The organism is Shewanella surugensis, assembly GCF_023284005.1.
In the GTDB taxonomy this organism is placed as follows: Bacteria; Pseudomonadota; Gammaproteobacteria; order Enterobacterales; family Shewanellaceae; genus Shewanella; species Shewanella surugensis.
This window is the reverse complement of sequence record NZ_JAKIKS010000002.1, coordinates 1-23,920: the sequence shown is the minus strand read 5'-3', so window position 1 is coordinate 23,920 and position 23,920 is coordinate 1. Positions and strand designations below refer to the sequence as shown.

The following is a 23,920-nucleotide window of genomic DNA, read 5'->3' as shown; positions in this document are numbered from 1 at the left end:
AAAGTGTGCGGTATGTCCCGACTATATATTTACATTCGGGGTATATTAAGGGTTAATGTTTGTTTTAGGAGAATGTGCTAGTCATGAATATTAAATTAATGCAACAAAGAGCAGATAATGCTGTTGTATTGTTAAAAGCGTTAGCGAATGAAAGTCGTCTATTTATTTTATGCTATTTGCTTAATGAAGGTGAAATGTGTGTTAGTGACATGAATAAAAAGTTGGGGTTAAGTCAATCAGCACTGTCTCAGCATTTAGCATGGCTTCGTAAAGATAATCTAGTGACAACTCGTAAAGTAGCACAAACAGTGTTTTACTCGCTCAATAGTGATGAGGTGAGTGAGATTATTCAGGTGTTGAATACTATTTACGCGCAAGAAACTTGCACTGCAGCCTAATCGTTAGTAAGTGTATCAATAAGTTGGGAGATTGATAGTTTAACGATATCTAGACAGTCAAAGTAAGGACTATTTATATCGAGTCTTTATGATGAAAGTATTCCTAATTTAACCATTTCAGCACATCAATAGCAGGGACGTTGAAAATGACATTAAAAAAACCGGCCTAAGCCGGTTTTTTTTGCATCATAAGAAAGAAAAATTAAGCAGCAAGTGCTTTGATTTTTGCATTCAGACGTGCTTTATGACGTGCAGCTTTATTCTTATGAATAAGGCCTTTAGTCGCTAAGCGGTCAACGATGGGTTGTGCCGCAACAAATGCTTCTGTCGCCGCTTTGTGATCGCCTGATTTAATCGCAGCGATTACTTTTTTTACGTAAGAACGCAACATCGAGCGACGGCTAGCGTTATGCTGGCGACGCTTTTCAGATTGAAGCGCGCGCTTCTTTGCAGACTTGCTATTAGCCAAGGTGCAACTCCTAAAACTGGGTTTGATATTTTTTAAGGTCGAGGAATATGCCTTGTTTTAATCATTTTGTCAATGACTATGATTGAATCTGTGTCTTAAACACAAAATAATCCAATCGACTTTGGTTATCTTCGGCTTAACTCGTGTAATATGGTGCGCAATTCTAGCAGCTATTACTGTCAGGCAACAGAGGTAAGCACGACTATTTATGTTATATCGTCGTCTTTTTGTCAATTCAGGGGGTTTTTTTGAGTAGAAAACTAATTAGATCAGGCATAGTTGTCAGTTTTATGACATTGATCTCTAGGGTTTTAGGTTTGGTTCGAGATGTTATTATCGCTAATTTGATGGGAGCTGGTAGTAGCGCAGATGTTTTTTTCTTTGCGAATAAAATCCCCAATTTTTTACGTCGTTTATTTGCTGAAGGGGCCTTTGCACAGGCTTTTGTGCCCGTTTTAACACAATACCAAGAAAATAATACTACAGATGAAATAAAGGAGTTACTTGCGAAGGTTGCGGGAACGTTAGGTGTCTTAGTGACCGTTATGACGTTGGTGGGAGTGATAGCCTCCCCTATTTTAGCGGCCTTATTTGGTGGTGGGTGGTTTTATGCTTGGCTCAATAATGAACCTGATGGGGCAAAATTTGAACTTGCATCATTGATGTTGAAGATCACTTTTCCCTATTTATGGTTTATTACTTTCACCGCACTGTCGGGCTCGATATTGAATACACGAGGTCGTTTTGCGGTATCGGCATTTACGCCTGTTTTTCTTAATATTTCCATTATTATCGCAGCGCTCTATATCGCCCCTAATTTGGACAAACCTGAAATTGGATTAGCGTGGGGAGTTTTTTGTGGTGGCGTCGTCCAATTCTTGTTTCAAATCCCTTTTTTATTAAAAGAGGGTGTGTGGGTTAAGCCTTCATGGGATTGGCATCATCCCGGTGTGGTAAAAATTAGGACGCTAATGTTACCCGCACTTTTTGGGGTATCGGTCTCACAAATTAACCTATTGTTTGACACTTTTATTGCTAGTTTTTTAATGACAGGATCAATTAGTTGGCTTTATTATTCTGATCGGTTACTTGAATTTCCTCTGGGATTATTTGGCATTGCGATTGCGACCGTTATCTTACCGGCATTATCGAAGAAACATGTTAATGCCGACAGTGAGGCATTTACCAGCACCATGGAATGGGGAGTTCGAGCGATATTACTATTAGGGCTCCCAGCTATGTTTGGCTTGATTTTATTGGCAAAACCTATGCTGATGGTGTTGTTTATGAGGGGAGCATTTAGTTTTGAAGATGTTGAAATGGCGTCTTACAGTTTAATGGCATATGGTAGTGGTTTACTCAGTTTTATGCTGATAAAAATATTAGCGCCTGGGTATTATTCAAGGCAAGATACCCGTACACCTGTGCGTTATGGGATCATAGCGATGATAAGTAACATTGGGTTGAATTTATTATTAGCTTATCCTTTTGGCTATGTAGGCCTTGCCATCGCCACATCGTTATCAGCACTGTTAAATGCGGCCTTATTATATCGCGGTTTATATCGTCAGAACGTGTATAAAATTAAAGCGTCTACTGTTGTGTTTTTCAGTAAAGTTCTCTTATCAACTGGGATAATGGCCCTTGTCTTATACCATTTAGATCCGAGTCAAAATATCTGGTTGGGTTGGTCTTTACATCAACGAGGTGTCATGTTGATAGAGTTGATTGGGGCTGGTGCATTAAGCTATTTAGTGAGTTTGGTGATATTGGGAGTCCGCCCATGGAAAATGAAAGGCGCTTAAAATGTAAAATCATTGTGCCTTAAAAATTAACATCTCACTATTTTATTTTGGATTATTATGTTAAAGCCTTGACTGTAAACCGTTTTGATATTGTGATTGATATATTGTTTAATTAGTATAATAACAGAAGGTTAGTGTTAATGTTGACGTGGAAAGTGTTTCTTTTATTGCTATATCAATAACGAGACTTTGACATAAATGAAAGTTGTGAGTGGAAGTGTTCGAATTTAGGCGGTATTCTCATTTCCAAGTCGTTTGGCTATAGTATATAATCCGCCCATTTAGATAGGCTTATCATATTAAGAATGGAATTAATTCGCGGGATCCATAACATTTTACCAGCGCATCACGCTTGTGTACTCACCATAGGGAACTTTGATGGTGTTCATCGTGGTCATGCTGAAGTGATTACTCAACTGGTTAAAAAAGCGAGGCACCTTAACTTGCCCGCGACTTTGATGACCTTTGAGCCTCAGCCACAAGAATTATTTAACGGTGAGAATGCACCTGCGAGATTAAGTTCATTACGTGATAAGTTGGCTTTACTCGATGAGTTTGGGATCGATAGACTTTTATGCGTAAATTTTAATACTAAGTTTGCCACTTTGTCCGCTGATGAGTTTATTGATGATCTTTTAGTGATAAAACTCGGTGTCAAATATCTTGTTGTGGGTGATGATTTTTGTTTTGGGCGGCAGCGTAAAGGCAATTTTTCTATGCTTAAGCGTGCCGGCGAAGAAAATGGCTTTGCTGTGGTGAGTACGCAAAGTTTTATGCTGGCAGATAAACGAGTCAGTTCCACAGAAGTTAGAGATGTGCTGGCTAAAGGTAACCTAGAGCAAGCAAGGCGTTTATTAGGACATCCTTTTGTGTTAAGTGGTAAAGTGTTCCATGGTGACCAGATAGGGCGAACGCTTGGCTTTCCAACTGCAAATATTGCATTAAAACGAAAAGTGAGTCCTGTTAAAGGGGTTTTTGCTGTCAAATTTTATTGGCAAGGAAGCGATATTTACGAAGGAGTCGCCAATGTGGGTTTTAGGCCTACAATCAAGGGTCAAAAGTGCCAATTAGAAGTTCACCTATTTGATTTTTCAGGTGATCTCTATGGTAAAGCCGTTATGGTGGAACTGGTGGCAAAAATTAGAAATGAGCAGCTATTTAAGTCTTTAGATGCGCTTAAACAACAAATTAAAAATGATGCCGACAAAGCAAAAGCTTTGCTTGGCAGTGATGCTGGCTAATAACGTTAGCTAATAATACGGTGTAGGATCAATGAGCGACTATAAATCTACTTTGAATTTGCCGGAAACTGATTTTCCGATGCGTGGTAATTTGGCTAATCGTGAGCCAGAGATGTTGAAATCCTGGACCGAACACGGACTGTATCAGCAGATCCGTGATAGTCGTGTTGGCTGTAAACCTTTTATTTTGCATGATGGCCCCCCTTACGCCAATGGTGATATTCATATTGGGCATTCGGTTAATAAAATCTTAAAAGATATTATTATTAAAGCGAAAACGTTATCAGGGTTTGACGCACCTTATATCCCAGGTTGGGATTGTCATGGATTACCTATTGAACTCAAAGTTGAGCAAAAAGTCGGTAAGCCAGGCCATAAGATCAGTGCCAGTGATTTTCGCCAAAAATGCCGAGAGTATGCGGCTAAGCAAGTGGATGGGCAGCGGGATGACTTTATTCGTTTAGGTGTATTTGCTGATTGGCAAAACCCGTATTTAACAATGGATTTCAGTACAGAAGCAAACATTGTTCGCTCATTATCAAAAGTGATTGATAGTGGGCATTTGCACAAAGGTGTTAAGCCTGTGCATTGGTGCACCGATTGCGGTTCGGCATTGGCTGAAGCGGAAGTTGAATATGAAGATAAAATGTCACCCGCTATCGATGTGGCTTTTTCGGTAGTTAATAAGGCTGAGTTACTCTCTAAATTTGGTTTGAGTGATTATTCGGCAAAAGTATCGATGATGATTTGGACCACAACACCTTGGACATTACCCGCGAACCGTGCGTTATCGGTAGCCGCGAATATAGATTATGTGCTAGTTGAAATGATCAACGAAGATGAGAAGCAGGCTTTCGTGATAGCTGAAGCGTTAGCTGAGTCTTGCGTTGAACGTTATGGTGCAGATTCTCATAGCATTCTTGGTCATATTAAAGGTAGCGAGCTTGAATTATTAAGGTTTAATCACCCTTTCTATGATTTTGATGTACCTGTTATTTTGGGCGACCATGTGACTGTTGAGTCGGGCACGGGAGTGGTACACACTGCGCCAGGTCACGGCCAAGACGATTTTATTGTCGGTCAACAATATGGGCTTGAAGTAGCCAACCCCGTTGGTGATAACGGTGTTTTTAAGCCTGATACTGAGATTTTTGCGGGACAACATGTTTTCAAAGCGAATAAAAATGTCATTGAGCTTTTAGCTGAAAAAAAGGCGTTAATGCATTACGTCGATATCTCTCATAGTTACCCACATTGCTGGCGCCACAAAACGCCGATTATTTTTAGAGCCACACCTCAATGGTTTATCTCTATGGATAATAACGGCTTAAGAAAACAAGCATTGAGTGAAATAGAGCAAACTCAATGGATCCCAGATTGGGGACAAAGCCGAATTGAAAAAATGGTTGAGAACCGTCCTGATTGGTGTATTTCAAGACAACGTACCTGGGGCGTCCCCATTGCCTTGTTTGTTCATCGAGAAACGGAAGAGTTACATCCGGACAGTGTCTCTTTAATGGAAAGAGTGGCTAATCGTATCGAACAAGAAGGTATTCAAGCTTGGTGGGATCTGGATGCTCAGGAGCTTTTAGGTGATGAGGCGGATCAATACCGTAAAGTGACGGATACCTTAGATGTATGGTATGACTCAGGCTCGAGTTTCTCGACAGTTGTGGCTTCAAGGCCAGAGTTTAATGGCCATGATATCGATTTATATTTAGAAGGCTCAGATCAACATCGCGGTTGGTTCATGTCATCTTTGATGATTTCAACAGCAATGAACGGTAAAGCCCCTTATAAGCAAGTGTTAACCCATGGTTTTACCGTTGATGGTAAAGGTCGTAAGATGTCAAAGTCTGTTGGGAATGTAATTTCACCGCAGCATGTCACCAATAAATTAGGCGCAGATATTTTACGCTTATGGGTAGCGGCAACAGATTATAGCGGTGAAATGACGGTCTCTGATGAGATTTTAAAACGCAGCGCTGATGCTTATCGTCGTATACGCAACACTGCTCGTTTCTTGTTAGCCAATATTAATGGATTTGATCCCATTACTGATATTGTTGCTATTGAAGATATGGTGGCACTTGATCGTTGGGTGCTCCGTCGTGCGTCAGTATTGCAAGAAGAATTGTTAGAGGCATATGAGCAATATAATTTCCATTTAGTGACGCAAAAGTTGATGCAATTTTGTTCTATTGAGTTAGGCAGCTTTTACTTAGACATTATTAAAGACAGACAATATACCGCTAAGCAAGATGGTCATGCTCGTCGCAGTTGTCAGTCAGCACTTTATCTCATTAGTGAAGCCATGGTGCGTTGGATTGCGCCTATTTTAAGTTTTACGGCTGATGAGATTTGGCAATTATTACCGGGTGAGCGCGAGCAATTCGTCTTTACCCAAGAGTGGTTTCAAGGTCTTGAATTTATCACATTAGACAATGATTTAAGTGATGACTTTTGGGAGCAATTGCTTAGTGTTCGTGCTGAAGTCAATAAAGTCATTGAGCAAGCTCGACGCGATAAGCAAATTGGTGGGGCATTAGAGGCTAAAGTCACGTTATATGTTGAGCCTGAGCTACTGTCAACTTTAAACCTTATCGGTGATGAATTACGGTTTGCACTATTAACGTCTGAAGCAACCTTGTGTGCATTGGCTGACGCGCCTGAAAATGCGATTGATACAGATTTGAATAGCTTGAAACTCGGCTTGCATAAAACAGAGGCGCCAAAGTGTGAACGCTGTTGGCATCATAGAGAAGATGTGGGTCAAGTCGAAGCTCACCCTAGCTTGTGTACACGCTGCGTGACCAATATTGAAGGTGACGGTGAAATTCGTCAGTTTGCATAAAAGGAAAGAGTTATGCCGTCGAGTTGGAAAGAGAGTGGCTTACGTTGGTACTGGGTTGTTGCGTTAGTATTATTGGCCGATCAACTGTCAAAGCAATGGGTGTTATCGAATTTTGCACTTTATGACTCTATACAGTTGTTGCCATTTTTTAATTTTACCTATGTGCGAAATTATGGGGCAGCGTTCAGCTTTTTAAGCGATGCCGGCGGCTGGCAGCGTTGGTTATTTACCGTCGTTGCAATAGGGTTTAGCTTATTATTGAGCTTTTGGTTAAGACAGCAATCCTTTAAAGCTTGGCGGCTTAATTTAGCTTACACCTTGGTCATAGGTGGTGCATTAGGTAATTTAATTGATCGGTTACAACATGGTTTTGTTGTTGATTTTTTGGATGTGTATTGGAAAAATAGTCATTTTCCGGCATTTAACTTAGCGGATTCTGCTATTTGTGTGGGTGCAGGATTAATTATTCTCGATTCATTGGTTGCTGGAAAAGAGAGCAAGAAAGCCAATGATGATGTGAAGGGGTAGTTTAATGTCGAGTATGTCCTCTATTTTATGTCATATGAATATCTTACTCGAAGATGGTTCAACTGCTGATAATACAAAAGCATCAGGTAAACCAGCTCGATTTAATATCGGTGATGAAAGTTTAAGTCCAGCATTTGAGTCTGAAATTAAAGGACTCAAACAAGGAGATAAGCACCGTTTTACTTTACAGCCTAAAGATGCTTTTGGGGACTCAAATCCTGATGCTATACATCATATGGATAAGAGTCGTTTCCCTGCAGACTTATCTTTAGAGGCTGGGGTTATTGTGAGTTTTGCTGGTCCTGGGGGCAGTGAGATCCCCGGAATAGTAAGAGAAGTACTCGGTGATTCTGTGACGGTGGACTTAAATCACCCCCTCGCAGGGCAAGTGCTTACTTTTGAGCTTGAAGTGGTTGAGGTGCTTGATAAATGAATATTCTTTTGGCTAATCCTCGTGGTTTCTGCGCCGGCGTCGATAGAGCGATCAGTATTGTCGAGCGTGCATTAGAGCTATTTTCACCGCCTATTTATGTGAGACATGAGGTGGTACATAATCGCTATGTGGTACAGAATCTTAAGGATCGTGGTGCCGTTTTTGTTGAAGAGCTGCATCAAGTTCCTGATGATAGCATTGTGATTTTTAGTGCGCATGGTGTGTCACAAGCAGTTCGTCGGGAGGCAAAAAAACGTGGGCTTAAAGTGTTTGATGCGACATGCCCATTGGTCACTAAAGTGCATTTACAGGTTACTAGAGCGAGCCGTAAGGCGATTGAATGCATTTTAATTGGTCATGAGGGACATCCTGAAGTCGAAGGTACTATGGGGCAATATGATAACCCTGATGGTGGGGTACATATAGTCGAGTCGTCTACAGATGTTGAAAATCTCAAGGTTAAAAATCCTGATAATTTGTGTTTTGTGACGCAAACGACGTTATCTATGGATGATACCGCTGATGTGATTAAAGCACTTCAGCAGCGTTTTCCTGCTATTGAAGGACCGCGTAAAGATGATATTTGTTATGCAACACAAAATCGCCAAGATGCGGTAAGAAATGTGGCTGAAGATGTCGATTTATTCATTGTGGTGGGTTCTAAGAACAGTTCTAACTCGAATCGTTTAAAAGAACTGGCACAGAAGAAGGGGACGAATTCTTACCTTGTAGATAATGCCGATGATGTCAAGGCTCTGTGGTTTGATAATGTCACTAGAGTCGCTGTGACAGCTGGGGCATCAGCTCCTGAAGTTTTAGTTCAACAGGTAATTAAAGCCATTGCAGAGCTTGCACCGAGTGTGATCACTGAAGTGGAAGGACGAAAAGAAGATACTGTTTTTGCGGTCCCCGCTGAATTGCGTTAACTTATAACGTGATGAAAGAAGAGGCGTTCAGCCTCTTTTTTATGTTTTTCTTATTAATCCCTCCTTCCCCTCATCTTTATACTATACTTTAGCATTGTTAGCTTGGATTTTTGTTAGGGTTATTTTGAGTATAAGCTCAATATTGATCACTTACTTAAACAAAGTTTTTTTCCTCTGTAATCATATCAGTAGAGGATACAAGGATGAAAAAATGGCAACAAGGATTCACGTTAATTGAAGTATTAGTTGCACTCGTTATTCTCGTGGTCGGATTAATCGGTATTTTTAATCTTCATTTAATAGCTAAACGCAGTAGCTTTGAATCTTTTCAGCAAACACAAGCGGCTTTGTTAGCTAGCGATATGATCAATCGGATGAAACTCAATCCAACTCAAATAGCAGCTTATAATGGGACCTATAATAGTGCCCCAACGTCTTCAGAACCTGCCTGCGATCTTGCCAATTCGGCTTCTCCTATGTGTACACCCGCACAAACACTGGCTTGGGATCGTTATCAATGGCAGCTACTCATGAGTGGTGGTTATGAGCTCCAGGGCGAGAATAGTGTCGGAGGCTTAGACTCCGCTGTGGGGTGTATTCAAGCGAATGGAAATGGTGATGTGTTAATCGTGATGACTTGGAGAGGCATTAATAGTATGAGTGATGGAGCAGCAAAATATGATGACTTTGTTCAAGCATGCGGTACGAGTAGTGTAAGGCGACGCGTTTATGTCATTAATACACTCATTATATAAACAGGTAAACATAAATGCACGGACAAAAAGGACTATCGCTTGTTGAGCTTATGATAGCCATGGTTATAGGTTTATTTGTGAGCGCAGGTGTACTGACTATTTTTATTATGTCTGCAAATAATGTCACCACCACGAGTCATTTTAATCAACTGCAAGAAAATGGCCGTATCGCGCTAGATTTTATTGAGAGAGATCTACAGATGCAGGGGTTTATGGCCGAATTTACGGGTGAGGATTTTTTGCTGGGAGTGAATACACAAATAAACGCACCCGCTTTGACAGATGAACAAGACTGTATAGGAAGTGGGCTGAATAATGAGAGCTTTCCTAATTTAATGCCTGCGCACTTTAGATTACTTTGGGGTTATGAGCAAGGTGTGAGTGATGAATCGTTGAACTGTCTAACGGGGGTGACGACAAATACCGATGTATTACAGCTTAAGCGACTAATCGGGCCTAATGTAACTGTTTTTGATGACAATCGATATTATGTCGGAATGTCTAATAATGAAGCGATATTTTTTGCTGGAGATCAATCGACGCCAATATTAGACAATGCCCGTTTTTGGGAGTATCAGCATCATGTGTATTTTATTAAAGAAGACAATGGCATGCCTGTTCTAATGAGGCGGATCTTGGCTAATGGCGGAATGAAAACGTCAAGCAGTGTAGAGCAATTGGTTGAAGGTGTTGAAAATATAAGAGTGCTATACGGCTTTGATAATGATGGTGATAGAAGTGCTGATAGCTTTATGCCAGCCGAGAACGTGACGTCTCTTATGTGGGACCAAGGCGCGGTTGCATTACGGATATTTTTATTAATCAGAACATTGTATGAAGATAAAAATTTTACCAATACGACATCTTATCGATTAGGGGATAAAGAGATTGCCGCGAGTAATGACGGCTTTAGACGTAAAGTAATGATGAAGACGCTTGCACTAGAAAATGCTCTCATAGCAGATTGATCTGTTTGAATGGAGGTTAAAGAACAGGTTATACGGTGGAGGTGATTAACGTTGGGCATTGAAAGAAGATCATTATTTTTAATGTCGTTAAACGTACTTTAAATGGAATCTTAAGGACAGTCTCATGAAGGATCAGCAAGGGATGGTATTATTTTTTTCATTGATCATATTACTCATTATGACGGTGGTTGGTGTCGCAATTGCCATGAGTTCAACCCAATCTTTACGCATGTCACAGGCCGGAGCCGATAGGGTTAAGGCGAGTGTCGCTGTGCAAGGGGCCCTCAATGCTGTGGTTCTCGACAACCAAGGCAGTGTACTCGCGAATTTATATGACTCGCTTGTGATCAATGATCCCGATTATCAAGCCACGAGTACCCTAATTCCATTAAATGAAGGGGATGTACCCTGCGCGCGCAGTACTCGTCCGACGGCGGGAGTGGCTTGTCGAAAAGTTGAGGTAACCAGTCAAGTGAGTTTTGGTCGCGATAATGCCGCTCAGTTGTCTTTTGTGACCGGTTTAGAGCAAGAAGTATTGGCGGATTAATCATGAATAATTTAATGAAATGGAAGGTTAAATGGGTGGGCTTATGTTTCGGTGGCTTATTTTTTCTAATCATTAGTGTCAGTTATAGTGATGATACCCAGCTTTATGTGTTTGAATCTTCAGCCCGCTCGGGGGCCCGTCCGCAAGTGCTGATTATTTTTGATACCTCGGGGAGTATGGGAGACGACGAAGAGACTGAAACTCCTTATGACAGGGGAGAAAGCTTAACCTCAACGACCAAGCTTTATTACACTAAAGGGGGAGGAGATATTCCAGCGCTGAGCAGTTCAAACTTTATTTATCAGGCAAACAATGGCTGCAAATCCTCATACTCTATGTTAGAAAATTATGGTTTTTTTACTGGTTTTATTCGTGAATATTCCTTTGTCGGAGACAGTGGCAGTTGGTCTGAATTATCCGATGAGCTAGCGAGTAGCATTAATACCATAGATTGTTTTGAAGACTTTGAAAACAGTGCTGCACTTGAATTTATCAATGCCAGTGATATGGGGCACGGGCTTCCAGTGGATAGCTTAGGTTCTCAAGCTTCACCTATTCCATATACCTATGTTAGCAGTGGCTCTTCTGAAGCCGATATAGCCAGTGCGCTAAATAAAGCCAAGTTAACCAATTTAGGCATTGGTAAGTCGGTGACTTTATATACTGAGCGTTATGTCACTTGGTATCACAGTGACAAAGAGACCTTAACATCCACTCGAATGGAAATAGCAAAAAGAGTCATCGAAGATACTTTAGTGACTACGCCAAGCGTTGACTTTGGTTTAGCTGTTTTTAATAGAAATAGTAATTCTAAACATGGAGGCCGAGTGGTTTCGGGGATTCAACGTTTAGACACCAATGATAAAATAGCATTAATTAATACAGTGAATAATTTAGATGATGATGGCAGCACGCCTTTGTGTGAAACCTTGTATGAAGTCTATCGCTATTTTTCTGGTAAATCAGTGTTTTATGGTGACAATGACAATACTTCGATGCCAAGCCGAGACACTAGTATAGAACTTAATGGCAGTTATATCTCGCCGTTCGATGCCAGCCAATGTGCCAATCGAGCTTATGTGGTGTACATGACTGATGGTGTTCCCACAAATGATACCAATGCAAATAGTTATATTGATGATTTACCCGGTTATCGACAATCTGAGCGCACAGATTATGAATATGAATATGATTGTGGGAATAATCGTACTTGCACTCGTTCTGGTACCAGTTATTTACCCGCCTTAGCAGGCATATTAAATAGAGAAGATGTCAATACTAATCTTGCGGGTGAGCAATATGTCACTACCTTTACCATCGGCTTTAGCGAGGGTGCCGCTGATGCTGCCCCGATATTACAAGCGGCGGCAGATTATGGCGGTGGACTTTATTTTGCGGCTAACGATGCGTCTCAATTACAAGCCGCGTTGCAACAAATTTTTTCACAAATTTTGGAGGTCAATGCTAGCTTTACCTCGCCTTCCATTGCCAGTAATAATTTCGATAGAACCCAAACTTTTGATTCGGTTTATTATGCGATGTTTCTCCCCAATAAAGGCCCTAGATGGCGCGGCAATCTTAAAAAATTTAAGGTAACAGGAGCAGGCGACATCGTCGATAAAAATGATGCATTGGCGATTGGCCTTGATGGCAATTTAAAGTCATCGGCTTGCTCGTATTGGACTCATACCAGTACCTGCAGTGCTGCCAGTGGTGGCGGAGATGGCAATGATGTTCGAATTGGTGGCGTGGCTGAGCACTTAATGAATAATAATTCGAGTCGGACTTTATATGGTGACTTTGGTGTTTCAGGAATGTTAAGCGTTTTTTCAAAAAACAATGCAATAAGCCGAGCGGGCAGTGAAAGTGATTTAGCCAGTTACATGGGCGTGGCCTCATCTCAATTGGACTCGTTATTTAATTGGGCAAAAGGGCAAGATGTCGATGATGATGATAATGATGGAAGCACGTCTGATAATCGGCAGGATATTTTTGGCGATCCATTACATTCTAAACCCCTCGCCATTAATTTTGGTACGCCTGCAGTGCCGGATTTACGTATTTTAGTGGGCACGAATCACGGCGTTATGCATATGTTTAAAGATGTGGGTGACAGTGTGTCTGAGTCTTGGGCATTTATGCCTTATGAGTTATTACCTAATTTAGTGGATTTACGAGTTAATGTGCCAACGGGGGTGCATTCGGTTTATGGGCTCGATAGCCCTCCTATTGCTTATGTTGAAACGGGCAGTGATGGGGTTGAAAAAGCATGGGTGTTTTTTGGCATGCGCCGTGGCGGGAAATCTTATTATGCATTAGATATTACCCTGCCAGATTCACCGAAAATGATGTGGAAAATCAGTTCCGATTCATCAGGCATGACAGAACTGGGTCAAACATGGTCAAAACCTGTGATCACCTTCATTCCTAAATCAAACGTTGACACTGGGGGACAAGGAGCTACGCCGGTATTAGTTTTTGGCGCGGGTTACTCACCAGCAACAAAAGATGGTGTAGAGCAAGGTACACCAGACGCTCAAGGAAGAGGTGTCTTTATTGTCGATGCGAAAACCGGGGAGCTTATCCATGCATTTGGAGCAATGACGGGTAGCAAAGTAACCAATATTCCAACGTTAACCGACAGTATTCCTAGTTCAGTGGCCGTGTTAGATGCCAATGGCGATCAGTTGACTGACCGCATATATGCCGCCGATACGGGGGGCAATGTATGGCGAATGGATTTACCGGGTGGCGATCCTTTTGATAGTGAGCACCCTTGGACGGCGTTTAAATTTGCTGAGTTAGGTGCTGAAGGACTGTCAAATGATAGACGCTTTTTCTCTGAACCAGTTGCAGTACAAACTGTATTTACCAATATTTCGGAAGTGAGTATAGAAGAAGGCGGAGAAACAACGACAACAGTGACTTACCAAAAGGTGCCTTATGATGCTGTGGTGATAGGAACAGGGCATAGAGCGCAGCCGTCTGACTTGTCGAGAAGTGACAATTTTTTCACTTTGCAAGATCGTAATGTAGTGACTAAATCGTTTACTGGAACTGAAGATGGAGATATTCCCGAGCCGTTAACACTGGACAATCTTTATGATGTCACTGCCGCTCCCCCTGTAACGGAATCTGAGTATTTGGCGTTTGGGCAAAAACGGGGTTGGTACTATCATTTCTCTGATAATGGTGAAAAAAGCTTGGCTGCAGCCACAATCGTTGAGGGGACGGTCTTTTTTACTTCTTATGTGCCAGGTGATTTGAATGATACTGATCAATGCTTAATATCGGGTATGGGACGTCTATATGGCTTTAATTTACATCGTGGAACACGCGCTTATACCCATGAATATTTAGAGATGGGCGAAAGAGTGCCTGATACACCTCAACTCGTGATCCCCGCTAATGGAAGTGATGACAGTTACATGTATTTAATTGGAATTGGTGCTGCGGGCGAAGAAATGGAAAGGATAGAGGATCCACTCGATGATTGCCCACCAGAAGATAGCCAATGTATTGGTGGGCAACCAGGAGTAAATCGCATTTATGTTCATGGACATGAATAGTTGGATGGTTTCATACCAAATGTTGATTAATACTGAAATGAATGATGAGTAACAAAATAGTGTTTAAGGAGATAACATGAAAATTCGCTGTCTAACATTGGGCTATTCATTAGTCGAGTTAATGATAGTGGTGATTATCATTGGGATCCTCTCTATTATGGGCTATCCCTTATATGCCGATTACATGACTCAAAGTGCTCGTACTGAAGCGATTACAGCCTTAACTCATCTGACGAACTTACAAGAGCAGTTTTACTTTGATAATAGAGAATATGCAACGGATTTAACAGACTTAGGTGTGAATGCGGATCCTTACATTACGGATAAAGGTTTTTACAGTATAAGCTCAACAGGAACGACGGACTTTACGATGGTGGCGACAGCACAAGGCATACAAGCATCAAGAGATAGCGATTGCGGTGAAATAACCATCACCTATGAAGGTAGTCGTACACCAGTGGGTTGTTGGTGATAGTAATGTAAGGAAAATATTGAGTATTCAAAATCTCAGAGTGCTGAACATTTGAGTGTTGAGATTAACAGCTAATGTCTGCATAGGGTCATAAATGCCAACGAATACTATTCACAACTAATATTGGTGTCACTAGAAAAGCGAACACGCCCTGATTGACTAATAATAATGGCTTTAGAGTAGCTACTACTGGGATCTCCTGGGCAATATTTGAGCGTTCCATTTGTTCCTGAGGCCATTCCATTGGTTTTAAAGCGAATCGATGTTCGATTAAAGGTGACAAAATCGGCATCATTGAACTTGCCGGTTTGATAGATAAGCTTATCATCACCATCAAGTTTATTGGCTTGGTCGTTATCAAAAAAAACATCAATTCCCTGATGCCAATCTTCTGTACAGGTCTTCTCTATTAAGGGGCAAGCTGTCACAGTATAACCATAATTCATGGCTTGATTTCGAGCGAGCTGTAAGGTTTGCAATATATGCCTAATATTCGAATCAGCCCTTAAATGATGATAAATGGCGGTTAAGGAGGGTACGGCCACTAGAACGAGTGTAGTTGCAACGGCTAGAATAGTCATTAATTCAACGAGAGTAAAACCATGATTTATTTTCATATAGTCGATTTTCCCTTACGAGAAGGAAGGCGGATACCATCTTTAAGTATAGACAAAATATAACCATATCCCATAAAAAGAAGTGAGTATTAATATGTTGAAGCTTCATTTTTATTTTAAATTTAGTTGTTTTTTCAAGATGATAACGGGATTAATTAGAATAAATACGCAACTTTTCAATGAATAAGAGGCTTTAGTGTTAATCGACATCGTGTTAAGCTTGAAGTCAAGTATTTTCCTTATTTTGCAAGATAACAGGAGTGTTTGATGAAAAAAGTCGAAGCCATTATTAAGCCTTTTAAATTAGATGATGTGCGCGAATCGCTTGCTGAAATTGGGATCACGGGAATGACGGTACTGGAAGTGAAGGGCTTTGGTAGGCAAAAAGGCCATACAGAGCTTTACCGTGGTGCTGAGTATATGGTCGACTTTTTACCAAAAGTCAAAATAGAGTTAGTGATCCAAGATGAGTTGCTGGAGCAAGCATTAGAAGTCATTGTGGATACAGCAAGAACAGGGAAGATAGGTGATGGTAAAATATTTGTAACAGATATAGAACGTGTTATCCGTATTCGTACCGGAGAAGAGAACGAAGAAGCGGTGTGATATTATTTGCCAGTGATAAATGATAATCACTGGCAAGTCATTTTACTGATGATCTATTATGTTTAATCTAATAGAAGATGAATGTTTCTGAGTTAATGAGAATGTATCATTTAGCGAGTGTAGGGGCTTTTAAAAATAAAGCGTAGCATGGAGTAGAACAAAGAGAATTAGCTTCTGATAAATGAAAGAGATGGTGCCGGCACCAAGAGTCGAACTCGGGACCTACTGATTACAAGTCAGTTGCTCTACCAACTGAGCTATACCGGCAAATACTGCTTAGGTTATCTATTAACAACTTAATATTAATATGGTGCCCGAACCCGGAATCGAACCAGGGACACGAGGATTTTCAATCCTCTGCTCTACCGACTGAGCTATTCGGGCTGATTTTTTTCATGTTTTTATGGTGCCGGCACCAAGAGTTGAACTCGGGACCTACTGATTACAAGTCAGTTGCTCTACCAACTGAGCTATACCGGCAAATACTGCTTAAGCTATCTATCAACAACTTAATATTAATATGGTGCCCGAACCCGGAATCGAACCAGGGACACGAGGATTTTCAATCCTCTGCTCTACCGACTGAGCTATTCGGGCTAATTTGTTTCATATTTTTATGGTGCCGGCACCAAGAGTCGAACTCGGGACCTACTGATTACAAGTCAGTTGCTCTACCAACTGAGCTATACCGGCAAATACTGCTTAAGCTATCTATCAACAACTTAATATGGTGCCCGAACCCGGAATCGAACCAGGGACACGAGGATTTTCAATCCTCTGCTCTACCGACTGAGCTATTCGGGCAATAAATGTTGACTTCCAGTAGATATTTTCACGTCATCTCACTTTGGAGTGCGCGTATAATATAGCGGTGATCCTTTTGCTGCAAGTCATTTTTATCATCTCGTTACTGTTCGATTAGTTAATATGCAAACTGTGCTTTTTCTGTGTTAGTTGATGGTTTTTCATTCATTAACAAGAAGAAGAGTCAAACATGAAACTTAAATGACAATAATTAGGGGTTAGCTTGTTATGTTTTTGTTTGTTTAATGAGGCGTTCTGGCCTTTCTAAAAAGTAGAAGTTAATTATCTATTTTTATTGATTTTAATTTAATAATTTCTCGGTATGATATCGACAGAGTGTAAAGGAATAGGGGGAGGTATGTTTCGCAATACAAGTGATGGATACGGTATTGTTAGTATCGCAGTGCATTGGATCAGTGCATTGACAGTATTCGGAATCTTTTTTCTCGGGTTTTGGATGGTTGATTTAACCTATTACAGTACTTGGTATAAAACGGCACCACACATACATAAAAGTGTCGGTATTTTGTTGTTATTACTGACGGTGTTTCGGTTTGCTTGGCGTCTTGCTAACCCTAAACCTAGGGCTTCAATCGAACATCAGCAATGGGAGAAGAAAGTAAGCCATTACACCCATATGATTATTTACTTACTACTGTTTGCCATTATGTCTAGCGGATATTTAATCTCAACGGCGGATGATAGAGGTATTTGGGTATTCGATTGGTTCGAGTTACCGAGTTTAGGACAGCTTTTTACTGATCAAGCTGATATTGCCGGTTTAATTCATCAAGTATTGGCGTATAGCTTAATAGGTCTTGCTATCCTTCACAGCCTTGGTGCGCTAAAGCATCATTTTTTAGATAAAGACAATACTCTCATTAGAATGTTTAAAATAGCATCTAAATAAGACAGCAAAACAGCGACGTTTAGTATTAAAGAAATTAAAAATTAAAATGAGTTTAATTCAATTGATTAGGCTCTGACTACCGTCATTATATATTAGGGATATAAACATGAAAAAGCATTTATTATCAATGGCACTATCGACTTCGTTACTGTTTGGTGGTGTGGCACAAGCCTCAGATTACGTTATCGACACTCAAGGTGCACACGCATCAATAGAATTTAGAGTCAGTCATTTAGGCTATAGCTTTGTTGTCGGTCGTTTTAACGAGTTTGAAGGCGATTTTAGTTTTGATAAAAATAAAGTTTCGGATGCGAAAGTGAATGTCGTCATTAATACCGCCAGTGTCGACTCTAATCATGCTGAACGTGATAAGCATTTACGCGGCAGTGATTTTTTAAATACAGGTAAATTTCCTAAAGCAAGCTTTAGCTCAACGTCAGTTGTTGATAAAGGGCAAGGTAATTTCATCATTAATGGTGATTTTACGCTGAATGGTGTTACTAAGCCGCTGGCGATCACTGCGCATGAAATTGGCGAAGGTAATGATCCTTGGGGTGGCTATCGAGCGGGTTTTGAAGGCAGTACCGAATTTGCTTTAAAAGATTATAATATTAAAATGGATTTAGGCCCTGCCTCGAGCCATGTAAAGCTTGATTTAGTGATCGAAGGTATTAAAAAATAATTTACATGTAACTACATGATTTTATGGCATTTATAGTCAAAAGCAGAATGGTAAAAAGGCCCCGTCAATGGGCCTTTTTTATGTCTGCGATGAAGTTTTAAAAGACTACAGCTGGGATCAGTAGCAGAAGACTTTTATGGGTAATAAATGATGTTATGGAATACTGCAGGCAAATCAGATAGATTTCGATAGCCGTGATATGTATCTGCAGCAAAACGAACCCCTTCGCCTACACTCACTCTTTGCCATTGAGCACCTAAGAATACGTCTATTGAACCTGATATGACAATGATGTGTTCAATCACTCCTGTTGCATGGGCTTGTGACCGTTTTTCAAAGCCACCAAGCAGTGTCAATTCAAAAATTTCAAACTTTAGCTGTGGATCAAAGGGAAATAAAGGTGCAATCAACATATTATCTGTTGTGGGCTGGGATCGTAAGGCACTTGCGTGTCTAAATATGGGAGCTTGATTGTGAATAATTGTAGCTTGAACATCACCACCGTTGTCAATAGGTTCAAGTAGTTGCGATAAAGAAAGTCGCATTCCAGTGGCTATTTTCCAGAGTATTGCCACCGTTGGGCTGGACTCTTTTCGTTCGATTTGGCCTAACATGGCTTTGCTAACACCGGTTTCTTGTGCTGTTTTATCTAAGCTCCAGCTTTTTTGATGTCGATAATATTTAAGCATTCTTGCTAAGTGTTGATTGGGATTATTCATTGTAGAGACTTTTTAGTTCACCTGTTGTGCGTTATAGCGCATTGTGTTAGCTTTGTCCATTACGTATGTTATAGCGCACAGCGTTGATTATGGTTAAAATGTGTTGAATTTAAGTGCCGTCTTTTTAGAGGGTGTTTAAACGCTAACTGAAATGACTCAATAATTAATGCGCAATCTAGAAAGGGAACAATATGGCGATTAAAGATCAGCTCTCTTTAGCATTATCGGGAGCCGTTACCGTTATTGTGGCTTATGCAAGTTCAGCGGTTATTGTGTTTAATGCGGCTCATGTTGTAGGAGCTTCAGCGGCAGAAATCACTTCATGGATATGGGCTCTTGGGTTGGGGATGGGATTATCAACGCTGGCATTGTCTCTCTATTATAAAGTGCCATTACTCACTGCATGGTCAACGCCTGGGGCGGCTTTGCTGGTAACCAGCTTAAGTGGTGTGGGATTGAATGAAGCGATAGGAGGGTTTTTATTATGTTCATTATTGATCACATTGAGCGGCGCATTGGGCTTAATGGATAAAATGATGCGCTTCATTCCTAAATCGTTAGCTTCGGCAATGCTTGCTGGGGTATTACTTAAGTTCGTATTGGATATTTTTGTTGCAGCGCAAACCCATTTATTATTAATCCTTGTTATGTTGGTGCTTTATTTACTGGGTAAATATCGTTGGCCGACATTTAATATTCCCGTTGTTTTGATCAGTGGTATTGGGATGAGTTACCTGTTAGGGGACTTATCTTTTGTGGCTTTGGACTGGCACTTGGCCACCCCAGTATTGATTGAACCTAAATGGACATACGAAGGGCTTATTGGCGTTGGGGTGCCGTTATTTATTGTGACCATGTGTTCTCAAAATTTACCCGGATTGGCAGTGCTTCAGGCTCATGATTATCAGGTGAAGGCATCACCTTTAATCACGACAACAGGGATCACCGGTTTATGCTTAGCCCCTTTTGGTGGCTTTGCTTTTAATCTAGCAGCGATAACGGCAGCCATTTGTATGGGGAAAGAGGTTCACCCGAATAAGAATAAACGTTATTGGGCGGCTGTCTGGGCGGGGGGATTTTATGTCGTTCTGGGTTTATTTGCCGCCACCGTAGCACAAATATTAACACTCTTTCCCAGTGCATTAGTGATGGGGTTAGCAGGACTGGCATTATTAGGGACGTTTTCTACAAGTTTACAAATTGCATTGGCAGATAAAAGTCTAGGGGCTTTATTCACTTTTGTCATCACAGCATCGGGTGTGGCGATATTAAACATAGGCAGTGCTTTTTGGGGCATATTGGTGGGATTGATAATCTATTACATGCTGGATAAAAAACGCAGTAATGGGGTCAATCATTAACAATCATCTTGAGCGGTTTGTGAGATTAAATAAAAAGATCAGCATTGCTGCTGATCTTTTATTAATGAAGAAGCACATTCACTTTTTGTTTTCTAGAAAGTAAGACTCCAGTTGTCAATCGAGCCCGTATCGACACGAGCGCTGTCGACGGCTTTGAGCTGCCAAGCGCCACCGACATTATCGCCACTTAAATTAATAGAATAAGTTTCATTAATGTTATTGGCACTACCACCTGTGTTGTTGTGTAAGATGTAACTCTGTCCGCTAGGGCTGGTTAGTGTGACTTCCAAATCACCGATGTAAGTATGGCTAATACTCACGTCTACTGATACATTGGCAGCATTGCTGCTTAAGTCAACTGCGATTGAGCTGGTGGCACCAGCGCTACTATTGTCTGGGATAGAAACACTCTCATTATTTTCAAAACGATCTCCACCACCATTACCATCACCACCGTCGAAGCTTGCCGCTAATGTGACGCTAGAATAGCTAGAATAGCCATTTAGCATGACGTAATATCGAGTTGCATCGGGTGTAGTAACACTGCAATTTTCATCATTCCCACTATCATAAGGGCGGCAATCATAGCTACTGGTAGTCGGTTGGGTACTTGCTTTTAGGTAAAGATCGGCATCACCGCTACCACCACTCATTTGCACACTTAAGTTTGATGCATCTGCAGGGACATCAATAAAGTAATGTGTTTGTGAGCTGGTACTTCCAGATAAGCCTGAAAGTGCCACGCCATTGACAAGCTCGATGGCTTCAGCTGGGGGAGTCGTACCGCAGCTGGCATTAATACCGACTTGGCTGAAGGCACTAATGACATCATCAGCGCTATAGCCTAAATCATCAGCCGCTTGTTTTGCGCCGCAGCCACCTTCATCAAAGTCAGAGTTTGATGACCAATAAAGCTGATTCGCTTTTACCATGATAGCGAATGCTTTTTTGGTATCCCAGCCTGATGTGTTGGAGAGCAGATAAAAGGCTTTGTTAAAGACACCGCTAGAGTAATGGACATTCATGCCTGATGAATAGTCATCGGCATGACCGATGGAGCTGCCATCTTGAGTGGGATCGGCAAAATAACGTAATGCGCCAGTACTTTTAAAAATTTGTGCACCCACTAACCAATCATTACTGCCATGCATGAAAAACTCAGCGGCTTCACCCGCCATATCGGAGAAGGCTTCATTCATACCACCAGAGCGACCACTGTAGGCGAGATCTGAATTTTGTTCAGTAAAGCCATGGCTGACCTCGTGAGCAGAGACATCTAAGCTCACCAGTGGGTAAAAGGTATTGGCGCCATCACCAAAGGTCATTGCTGAGCCATCCCAAAAAGCATTTTCATAGTTACTAGAGTAATGTACCCGCATGGTTAATTGAAAAGAGAGTGGCGCCGTGCCATACCAATCGTTATACATATTGAATACAACACCACCGAAGAAGTGCGCATCATTAAGGGGAGCAAATGCGCCATTGATACTTTTGACAGTATTGCGAGGGCAGGTGAAACTGTGTGCGCTGGAACCAGAAGTGGAGCCATTAAGGTTAACGGTTTTCACATTATCGTTGTTCATGGTACAAGTCGTGCCAGATTGAGTCACATCTAGGTACTCAAAATCTGTTCCATACTCGTACTCCCCTGTCTTTTCGTTACCACCGGGTCCGGTTCCAATGAGTGCATGACTGAGGCCATTCCATTGCTTTATTATGTCACCTGAATGAGCATCAATAATGGCAAAAGGGCGGCTAGGGTTTGCGCCTGCATCAAAGAAAGAGACTTGATAAACTAAGCGAGCATTACTTTCATCGTCCATATAGACGAAGAGTTGGCTTTTTTTATTTTCGATGCCGCCTGATAATAAGTGCTGTCCTAATAACGTATTAAAGGCTTGTTCAGTTGTAAGTTTAGGTGCGGTGCTGCTAAGATCGACTTCAACATCTTGTAAGGTATTAGCAAATTGTGCTTGCTCGATATTCCATTCATTCGCTTGAGTCACGACGTTGGCATCATAAATTTCAATGCCTTTATATAATTGCTTATAACGGATCTTTTCCTTTCCATTGGCAATGTTAACGCGACGGACTTCTTCTAGTTGGTAAGCATCATTTAAATTGAGTTGTTGTAATAATGATGAACTATCAATAGAGCTAGAAAGGTTAGCTTCTGTGTGTGAAAGTATTTGCCATTGCGCTGCTTGTGCAGACACACTTAAACCAATGGCCAAAGCAAGGGGAGTGAGCTTATAGATAAGCGACATAATGTGTAGATCCTTTATATAGAAAGTATGGATTAAATTAAGTTGCTAACTCGACCACGCTTTGATTAAAGACATCCACTATCCTGAGCTGAGCTTTGTTATCTTTGTTGAAGCGTTGAAAATTTGCATATAGTATAAAAGTACTAACTAGATGAATATCAGGTGTTTAGGTGTTATTAAGCTAATTCTAATTTAGCATAATATATATTCATTATATACACTTGGTATTTTTATGTTGTAAGGTTGTAATAAAAGAGTTGATAAAAGGTTTTTATTTTGTTAATTATGTGGGGTGGTGATTTTGTGATGGCTGATGCGGTTAAGTTTATATTACTACATGATTTATAATTAAAAAATAATATTTTGTGTCCGATAATATCAATATTAACCCTTTTATCAAAACGACGTGTGAATGATATTTTTAATACTCTAGCTTATTTTAATCAATTTGCTTAAATCAATAATGCATAACTATTGGCTTTATATAATATACATAGTGAGACAAATAAACACATGAGTCATTTGTAAAGCGACTTTAATTAAAATAATATTAATGATATCAATAAAAAATGAACAGGGCACTGAGTTTTAGTGCGTTTGGTTACTTAGCATCGAGTTAAACTCGGGAAAACATAAATTCAATATAGATGCGTATTTATTTTCCTGATTACCCATAAAGCTCAGCCATGCTTAAATACTTCTGTGGCATAGGAGCAGTTCGTAGTGCGACATACATAAATCGTGGCAACATGTCTTCAAGCGAGAACCTTCGATTAAAACGATAACAGTACTCAGCTAAATATCTAGGCAAATGTTTGGGATTAATTGAATGATAAGTCCCTGTTATTGCATTTTTTACATTCCCTATCATCGTATTTACCCAAATAAATTGTTGCTTGGTAACACTCTTGGGCCCACCACCTGTAACAATACTGAAATGGCTACATTCCGCATCATTAACCGCTGTAAAGCAAGCCAGTCCATCCGAT

21 protein-coding genes and 6 tRNA genes are annotated in these 23,920 nt (G+C 40.7%); 16 read left to right on the top strand and 11 right to left on the bottom strand.

Features of this window, described 5'->3' with window-relative positions; genetic code table 11:
- Window positions 1-83: 83 nt before the first annotated feature.
- Window positions 84-398, top strand: a complete 315-nt coding sequence (locus L2764_RS00840) for an ArsR/SmtB family transcription factor (protein ID WP_248938350.1) — start codon at window positions 84-86, stop codon at window positions 396-398.
- Window positions 399-600: 202 nt separating this feature from the next.
- On the opposite strand, the gene rpsT is transcribed toward L2764_RS00840, so the two are convergent.
- On the bottom strand, window positions 601-867 hold the full coding sequence (gene rpsT, locus L2764_RS00835; protein WP_248938349.1) for a 30S ribosomal protein S20: 267 nt from the start codon (window positions 865-867) through the stop codon (window positions 601-603).
- A gap of 248 nt (window positions 868-1,115) precedes the next feature.
- Between rpsT and murJ the strand changes: the two genes are divergently transcribed.
- The 11 genes from murJ (at window position 1,116) to L2764_RS00780 (ending at window position 14,965) form a co-directional block, all read left to right on the top strand.
- Window positions 1,116-2,672 (top strand): murein biosynthesis integral membrane protein MurJ, encoded by a 1,557-nt coding sequence (gene murJ, locus L2764_RS00830; RefSeq protein WP_248938348.1) that lies wholly within the window; start codon window positions 1,116-1,118, stop codon window positions 2,670-2,672.
- A gap of 305 nt (window positions 2,673-2,977) precedes the next feature.
- Window positions 2,978-3,913 carry a bifunctional riboflavin kinase/FAD synthetase gene (ribF, locus tag L2764_RS00825; protein ID WP_248938347.1) on the top strand — a complete coding sequence of 312 codons (936 nt, stop codon included), beginning with the start codon at window positions 2,978-2,980 and terminating at the stop codon, window positions 3,911-3,913.
- 31 nt (window positions 3,914-3,944) lie between these two features.
- Complete coding sequence (ileS, locus tag L2764_RS00820; protein WP_248938346.1) at window positions 3,945-6,767, top strand: isoleucine--tRNA ligase; 2,823 nt, start codon at window positions 3,945-3,947, stop codon at window positions 6,765-6,767.
- Window positions 6,768-6,779: 12 nt separating this feature from the next.
- The gene (lspA, locus tag L2764_RS00815) at window positions 6,780-7,295 is read left to right on the top strand and encodes a signal peptidase II (protein WP_248938345.1); all 516 of its coding nucleotides are present in this window, start codon (window positions 6,780-6,782) and stop codon (window positions 7,293-7,295) included.
- Window positions 7,296-7,299: 4 nt separating this feature from the next.
- Entirely contained in the window at window positions 7,300-7,728 is a 429-nt protein-coding gene (gene fkpB / locus L2764_RS00810) for an FKBP-type peptidyl-prolyl cis-trans isomerase (RefSeq protein ID WP_248938344.1), read from the top strand.
- Entirely contained in the window at window positions 7,725-8,654 is a 930-nt protein-coding gene (gene ispH / locus L2764_RS00805) for a 4-hydroxy-3-methylbut-2-enyl diphosphate reductase (protein ID WP_248938343.1), read from the top strand. Before fkpB ends, ispH begins: the two co-directional genes overlap by 4 nt.
- A 203-nt stretch (window positions 8,655-8,857) precedes the next feature.
- A complete protein-coding gene (gene pilV, locus L2764_RS00800; protein WP_248938342.1) occupies window positions 8,858-9,409 on the top strand; it encodes a type IV pilus modification protein PilV in 552 nt (183 codons plus the stop codon).
- 14 nt (window positions 9,410-9,423) lie between these two features.
- On the top strand, window positions 9,424-10,377 hold the full coding sequence (locus L2764_RS00795; protein ID WP_248938341.1) for a PilW family protein: 954 nt from the start codon (window positions 9,424-9,426) through the stop codon (window positions 10,375-10,377).
- 124 nt (window positions 10,378-10,501) lie between these two features.
- Entirely contained in the window at window positions 10,502-10,924 is a 423-nt protein-coding gene (locus tag L2764_RS00790; RefSeq protein ID WP_248938340.1) for a pilus assembly PilX family protein, read from the top strand.
- A 2-nt stretch (window positions 10,925-10,926) separates the two neighbouring features.
- Window positions 10,927-14,493, top strand: a complete 3,567-nt coding sequence (locus L2764_RS00785; RefSeq protein WP_248938339.1) for a pilus assembly protein — start codon at window positions 10,927-10,929, stop codon at window positions 14,491-14,493.
- Between the two features lie 76 nt (window positions 14,494-14,569).
- On the top strand, window positions 14,570-14,965 hold the full coding sequence (locus L2764_RS00780; protein WP_248938338.1) for a type IV pilin protein: 396 nt from the start codon (window positions 14,570-14,572) through the stop codon (window positions 14,963-14,965).
- 107 nt (window positions 14,966-15,072) lie between these two features.
- Here the strand turns inward: L2764_RS00780 and L2764_RS00775 are convergent, their stop codons facing one another.
- Window positions 15,073-15,582 carry a GspH/FimT family pseudopilin gene (locus tag L2764_RS00775; RefSeq protein ID WP_248938337.1) on the bottom strand — a complete coding sequence of 170 codons (510 nt, stop codon included), beginning with the start codon at window positions 15,580-15,582 and terminating at the stop codon, window positions 15,073-15,075.
- A gap of 267 nt (window positions 15,583-15,849) precedes the next feature.
- Here L2764_RS00775 and L2764_RS00770 point away from each other — a divergent pair, with 267 nt between their 5' ends.
- Window positions 15,850-16,188, top strand: a complete 339-nt coding sequence (locus L2764_RS00770) for a P-II family nitrogen regulator (RefSeq protein ID WP_248938336.1) — start codon at window positions 15,850-15,852, stop codon at window positions 16,186-16,188.
- Between the two features lie 191 nt (window positions 16,189-16,379).
- Here the strand turns inward: L2764_RS00770 and L2764_RS00765 are convergent.
- The 6 genes from L2764_RS00765 to L2764_RS00740 all read right to left on the bottom strand — a co-directional run bounded on the left by L2764_RS00765 (window position 16,380) and on the right by L2764_RS00740 (window position 16,992).
- Window positions 16,380-16,455, bottom strand: a tRNA-Thr gene (locus tag L2764_RS00765).
- Between the two features lie 41 nt (window positions 16,456-16,496).
- A tRNA-Phe gene (locus L2764_RS00760) sits at window positions 16,497-16,572 on the bottom strand.
- A 20-nt stretch (window positions 16,573-16,592) separates the two neighbouring features.
- Window positions 16,593-16,668: transfer RNA gene (locus tag L2764_RS00755), tRNA-Thr, on the bottom strand.
- Between the two features lie 41 nt (window positions 16,669-16,709).
- Window positions 16,710-16,785: transfer RNA gene (locus tag L2764_RS00750), tRNA-Phe, on the bottom strand.
- A gap of 20 nt (window positions 16,786-16,805) precedes the next feature.
- Window positions 16,806-16,881, bottom strand: a tRNA-Thr gene (locus L2764_RS00745).
- 35 nt (window positions 16,882-16,916) lie between these two features.
- A tRNA-Phe gene (locus L2764_RS00740) sits at window positions 16,917-16,992 on the bottom strand.
- 358 nt (window positions 16,993-17,350) lie between these two features.
- Between L2764_RS00740 and L2764_RS00735 the strand changes: the two genes are divergently transcribed.
- The gene (locus tag L2764_RS00735; protein ID WP_248938335.1) at window positions 17,351-17,902 is read left to right on the top strand and encodes a cytochrome b; all 552 of its coding nucleotides are present in this window, start codon (window positions 17,351-17,353) and stop codon (window positions 17,900-17,902) included.
- A gap of 106 nt (window positions 17,903-18,008) precedes the next feature.
- Window positions 18,009-18,584, top strand: coding sequence for a YceI family protein (locus tag L2764_RS00730; protein WP_248938334.1), 576 nt, complete (start codon window positions 18,009-18,011; stop codon window positions 18,582-18,584).
- 134 nt (window positions 18,585-18,718) lie between these two features.
- Here the strand turns inward: L2764_RS00730 and L2764_RS00725 are convergent, their stop codons facing one another.
- Window positions 18,719-19,303, bottom strand: a complete 585-nt coding sequence (locus tag L2764_RS00725) for a helix-turn-helix domain-containing protein (RefSeq protein ID WP_248938333.1) — start codon at window positions 19,301-19,303, stop codon at window positions 18,719-18,721.
- A gap of 191 nt (window positions 19,304-19,494) precedes the next feature.
- Between L2764_RS00725 and L2764_RS00720 the strand changes: the two genes are divergently transcribed.
- Complete coding sequence (locus tag L2764_RS00720; protein WP_248938332.1) at window positions 19,495-20,664, top strand: benzoate/H(+) symporter BenE family transporter; 1,170 nt, start codon at window positions 19,495-19,497, stop codon at window positions 20,662-20,664.
- Between the two features lie 92 nt (window positions 20,665-20,756).
- Here the strand turns inward: L2764_RS00720 and L2764_RS00715 are convergent, their stop codons facing one another.
- Both L2764_RS00715 and L2764_RS00710 read right to left on the bottom strand, forming a co-directional pair.
- The gene (locus tag L2764_RS00715; RefSeq protein ID WP_248938331.1) at window positions 20,757-22,931 is read right to left on the bottom strand and encodes a M4 family metallopeptidase; all 2,175 of its coding nucleotides are present in this window, start codon (window positions 22,929-22,931) and stop codon (window positions 20,757-20,759) included.
- Window positions 22,932-23,598: 667 nt separating this feature from the next.
- The coding region (locus L2764_RS00710) for a transposase (RefSeq protein WP_248938330.1) at window positions 23,599-23,920 on the bottom strand (322 nt) is incomplete at its 5' end.

Bases quoted from the DNA above. Each gene is read 5' to 3' on its own strand.
- L2764_RS00790 (WP_248938340.1), top strand. From the start codon at position 10,502: ATGAAGGATCAGCAAGGGATGGTATTATTTTTTTCATTGATCATATTA.
- lspA (WP_248938345.1), top strand. From the start codon at position 6,780: ATGCCGTCGAGTTGGAAAGAGAGTGGCTTACGTTGGTACTGGGTTGTT.
- L2764_RS00775 (WP_248938337.1), bottom strand. From the start codon at position 15,582: ATGAAAATAAATCATGGTTTTACTCTCGTTGAATTAATGACTATTCTA.
- L2764_RS00780 (WP_248938338.1), top strand. From the start codon at position 14,570: ATGAAAATTCGCTGTCTAACATTGGGCTATTCATTAGTCGAGTTAATG.
- fkpB (WP_248938344.1), top strand. From the start codon at position 7,300: ATGTCGAGTATGTCCTCTATTTTATGTCATATGAATATCTTACTCGAA.
- ribF (WP_248938347.1), top strand. From the start codon at position 2,978: ATGGAATTAATTCGCGGGATCCATAACATTTTACCAGCGCATCACGCT.
- pilV (WP_248938342.1), top strand. From the start codon at position 8,858: ATGAAAAAATGGCAACAAGGATTCACGTTAATTGAAGTATTAGTTGCA.
- L2764_RS00725 (WP_248938333.1), bottom strand. From the start codon at position 19,303: ATGAATAATCCCAATCAACACTTAGCAAGAATGCTTAAATATTATCGA.
- L2764_RS00785 (WP_248938339.1), top strand. From the start codon at position 10,927: ATGAATAATTTAATGAAATGGAAGGTTAAATGGGTGGGCTTATGTTTC.
- ileS (WP_248938346.1), top strand. From the start codon at position 3,945: ATGAGCGACTATAAATCTACTTTGAATTTGCCGGAAACTGATTTTCCG.
- L2764_RS00840 (WP_248938350.1), top strand. From the start codon at position 84: ATGAATATTAAATTAATGCAACAAAGAGCAGATAATGCTGTTGTATTG.
- L2764_RS00770 (WP_248938336.1), top strand. From the start codon at position 15,850: ATGAAAAAAGTCGAAGCCATTATTAAGCCTTTTAAATTAGATGATGTG.
- L2764_RS00715 (WP_248938331.1), bottom strand. From the start codon at position 22,931: ATGTCGCTTATCTATAAGCTCACTCCCCTTGCTTTGGCCATTGGTTTA.
- ispH (WP_248938343.1), top strand. From the start codon at position 7,725: ATGAATATTCTTTTGGCTAATCCTCGTGGTTTCTGCGCCGGCGTCGAT.
- L2764_RS00735 (WP_248938335.1), top strand. From the start codon at position 17,351: ATGTTTCGCAATACAAGTGATGGATACGGTATTGTTAGTATCGCAGTG.
- L2764_RS00720 (WP_248938332.1), top strand. From the start codon at position 19,495: ATGGCGATTAAAGATCAGCTCTCTTTAGCATTATCGGGAGCCGTTACC.
- L2764_RS00795 (WP_248938341.1), top strand. From the start codon at position 9,424: ATGCACGGACAAAAAGGACTATCGCTTGTTGAGCTTATGATAGCCATG.
- L2764_RS00730 (WP_248938334.1), top strand. From the start codon at position 18,009: ATGAAAAAGCATTTATTATCAATGGCACTATCGACTTCGTTACTGTTT.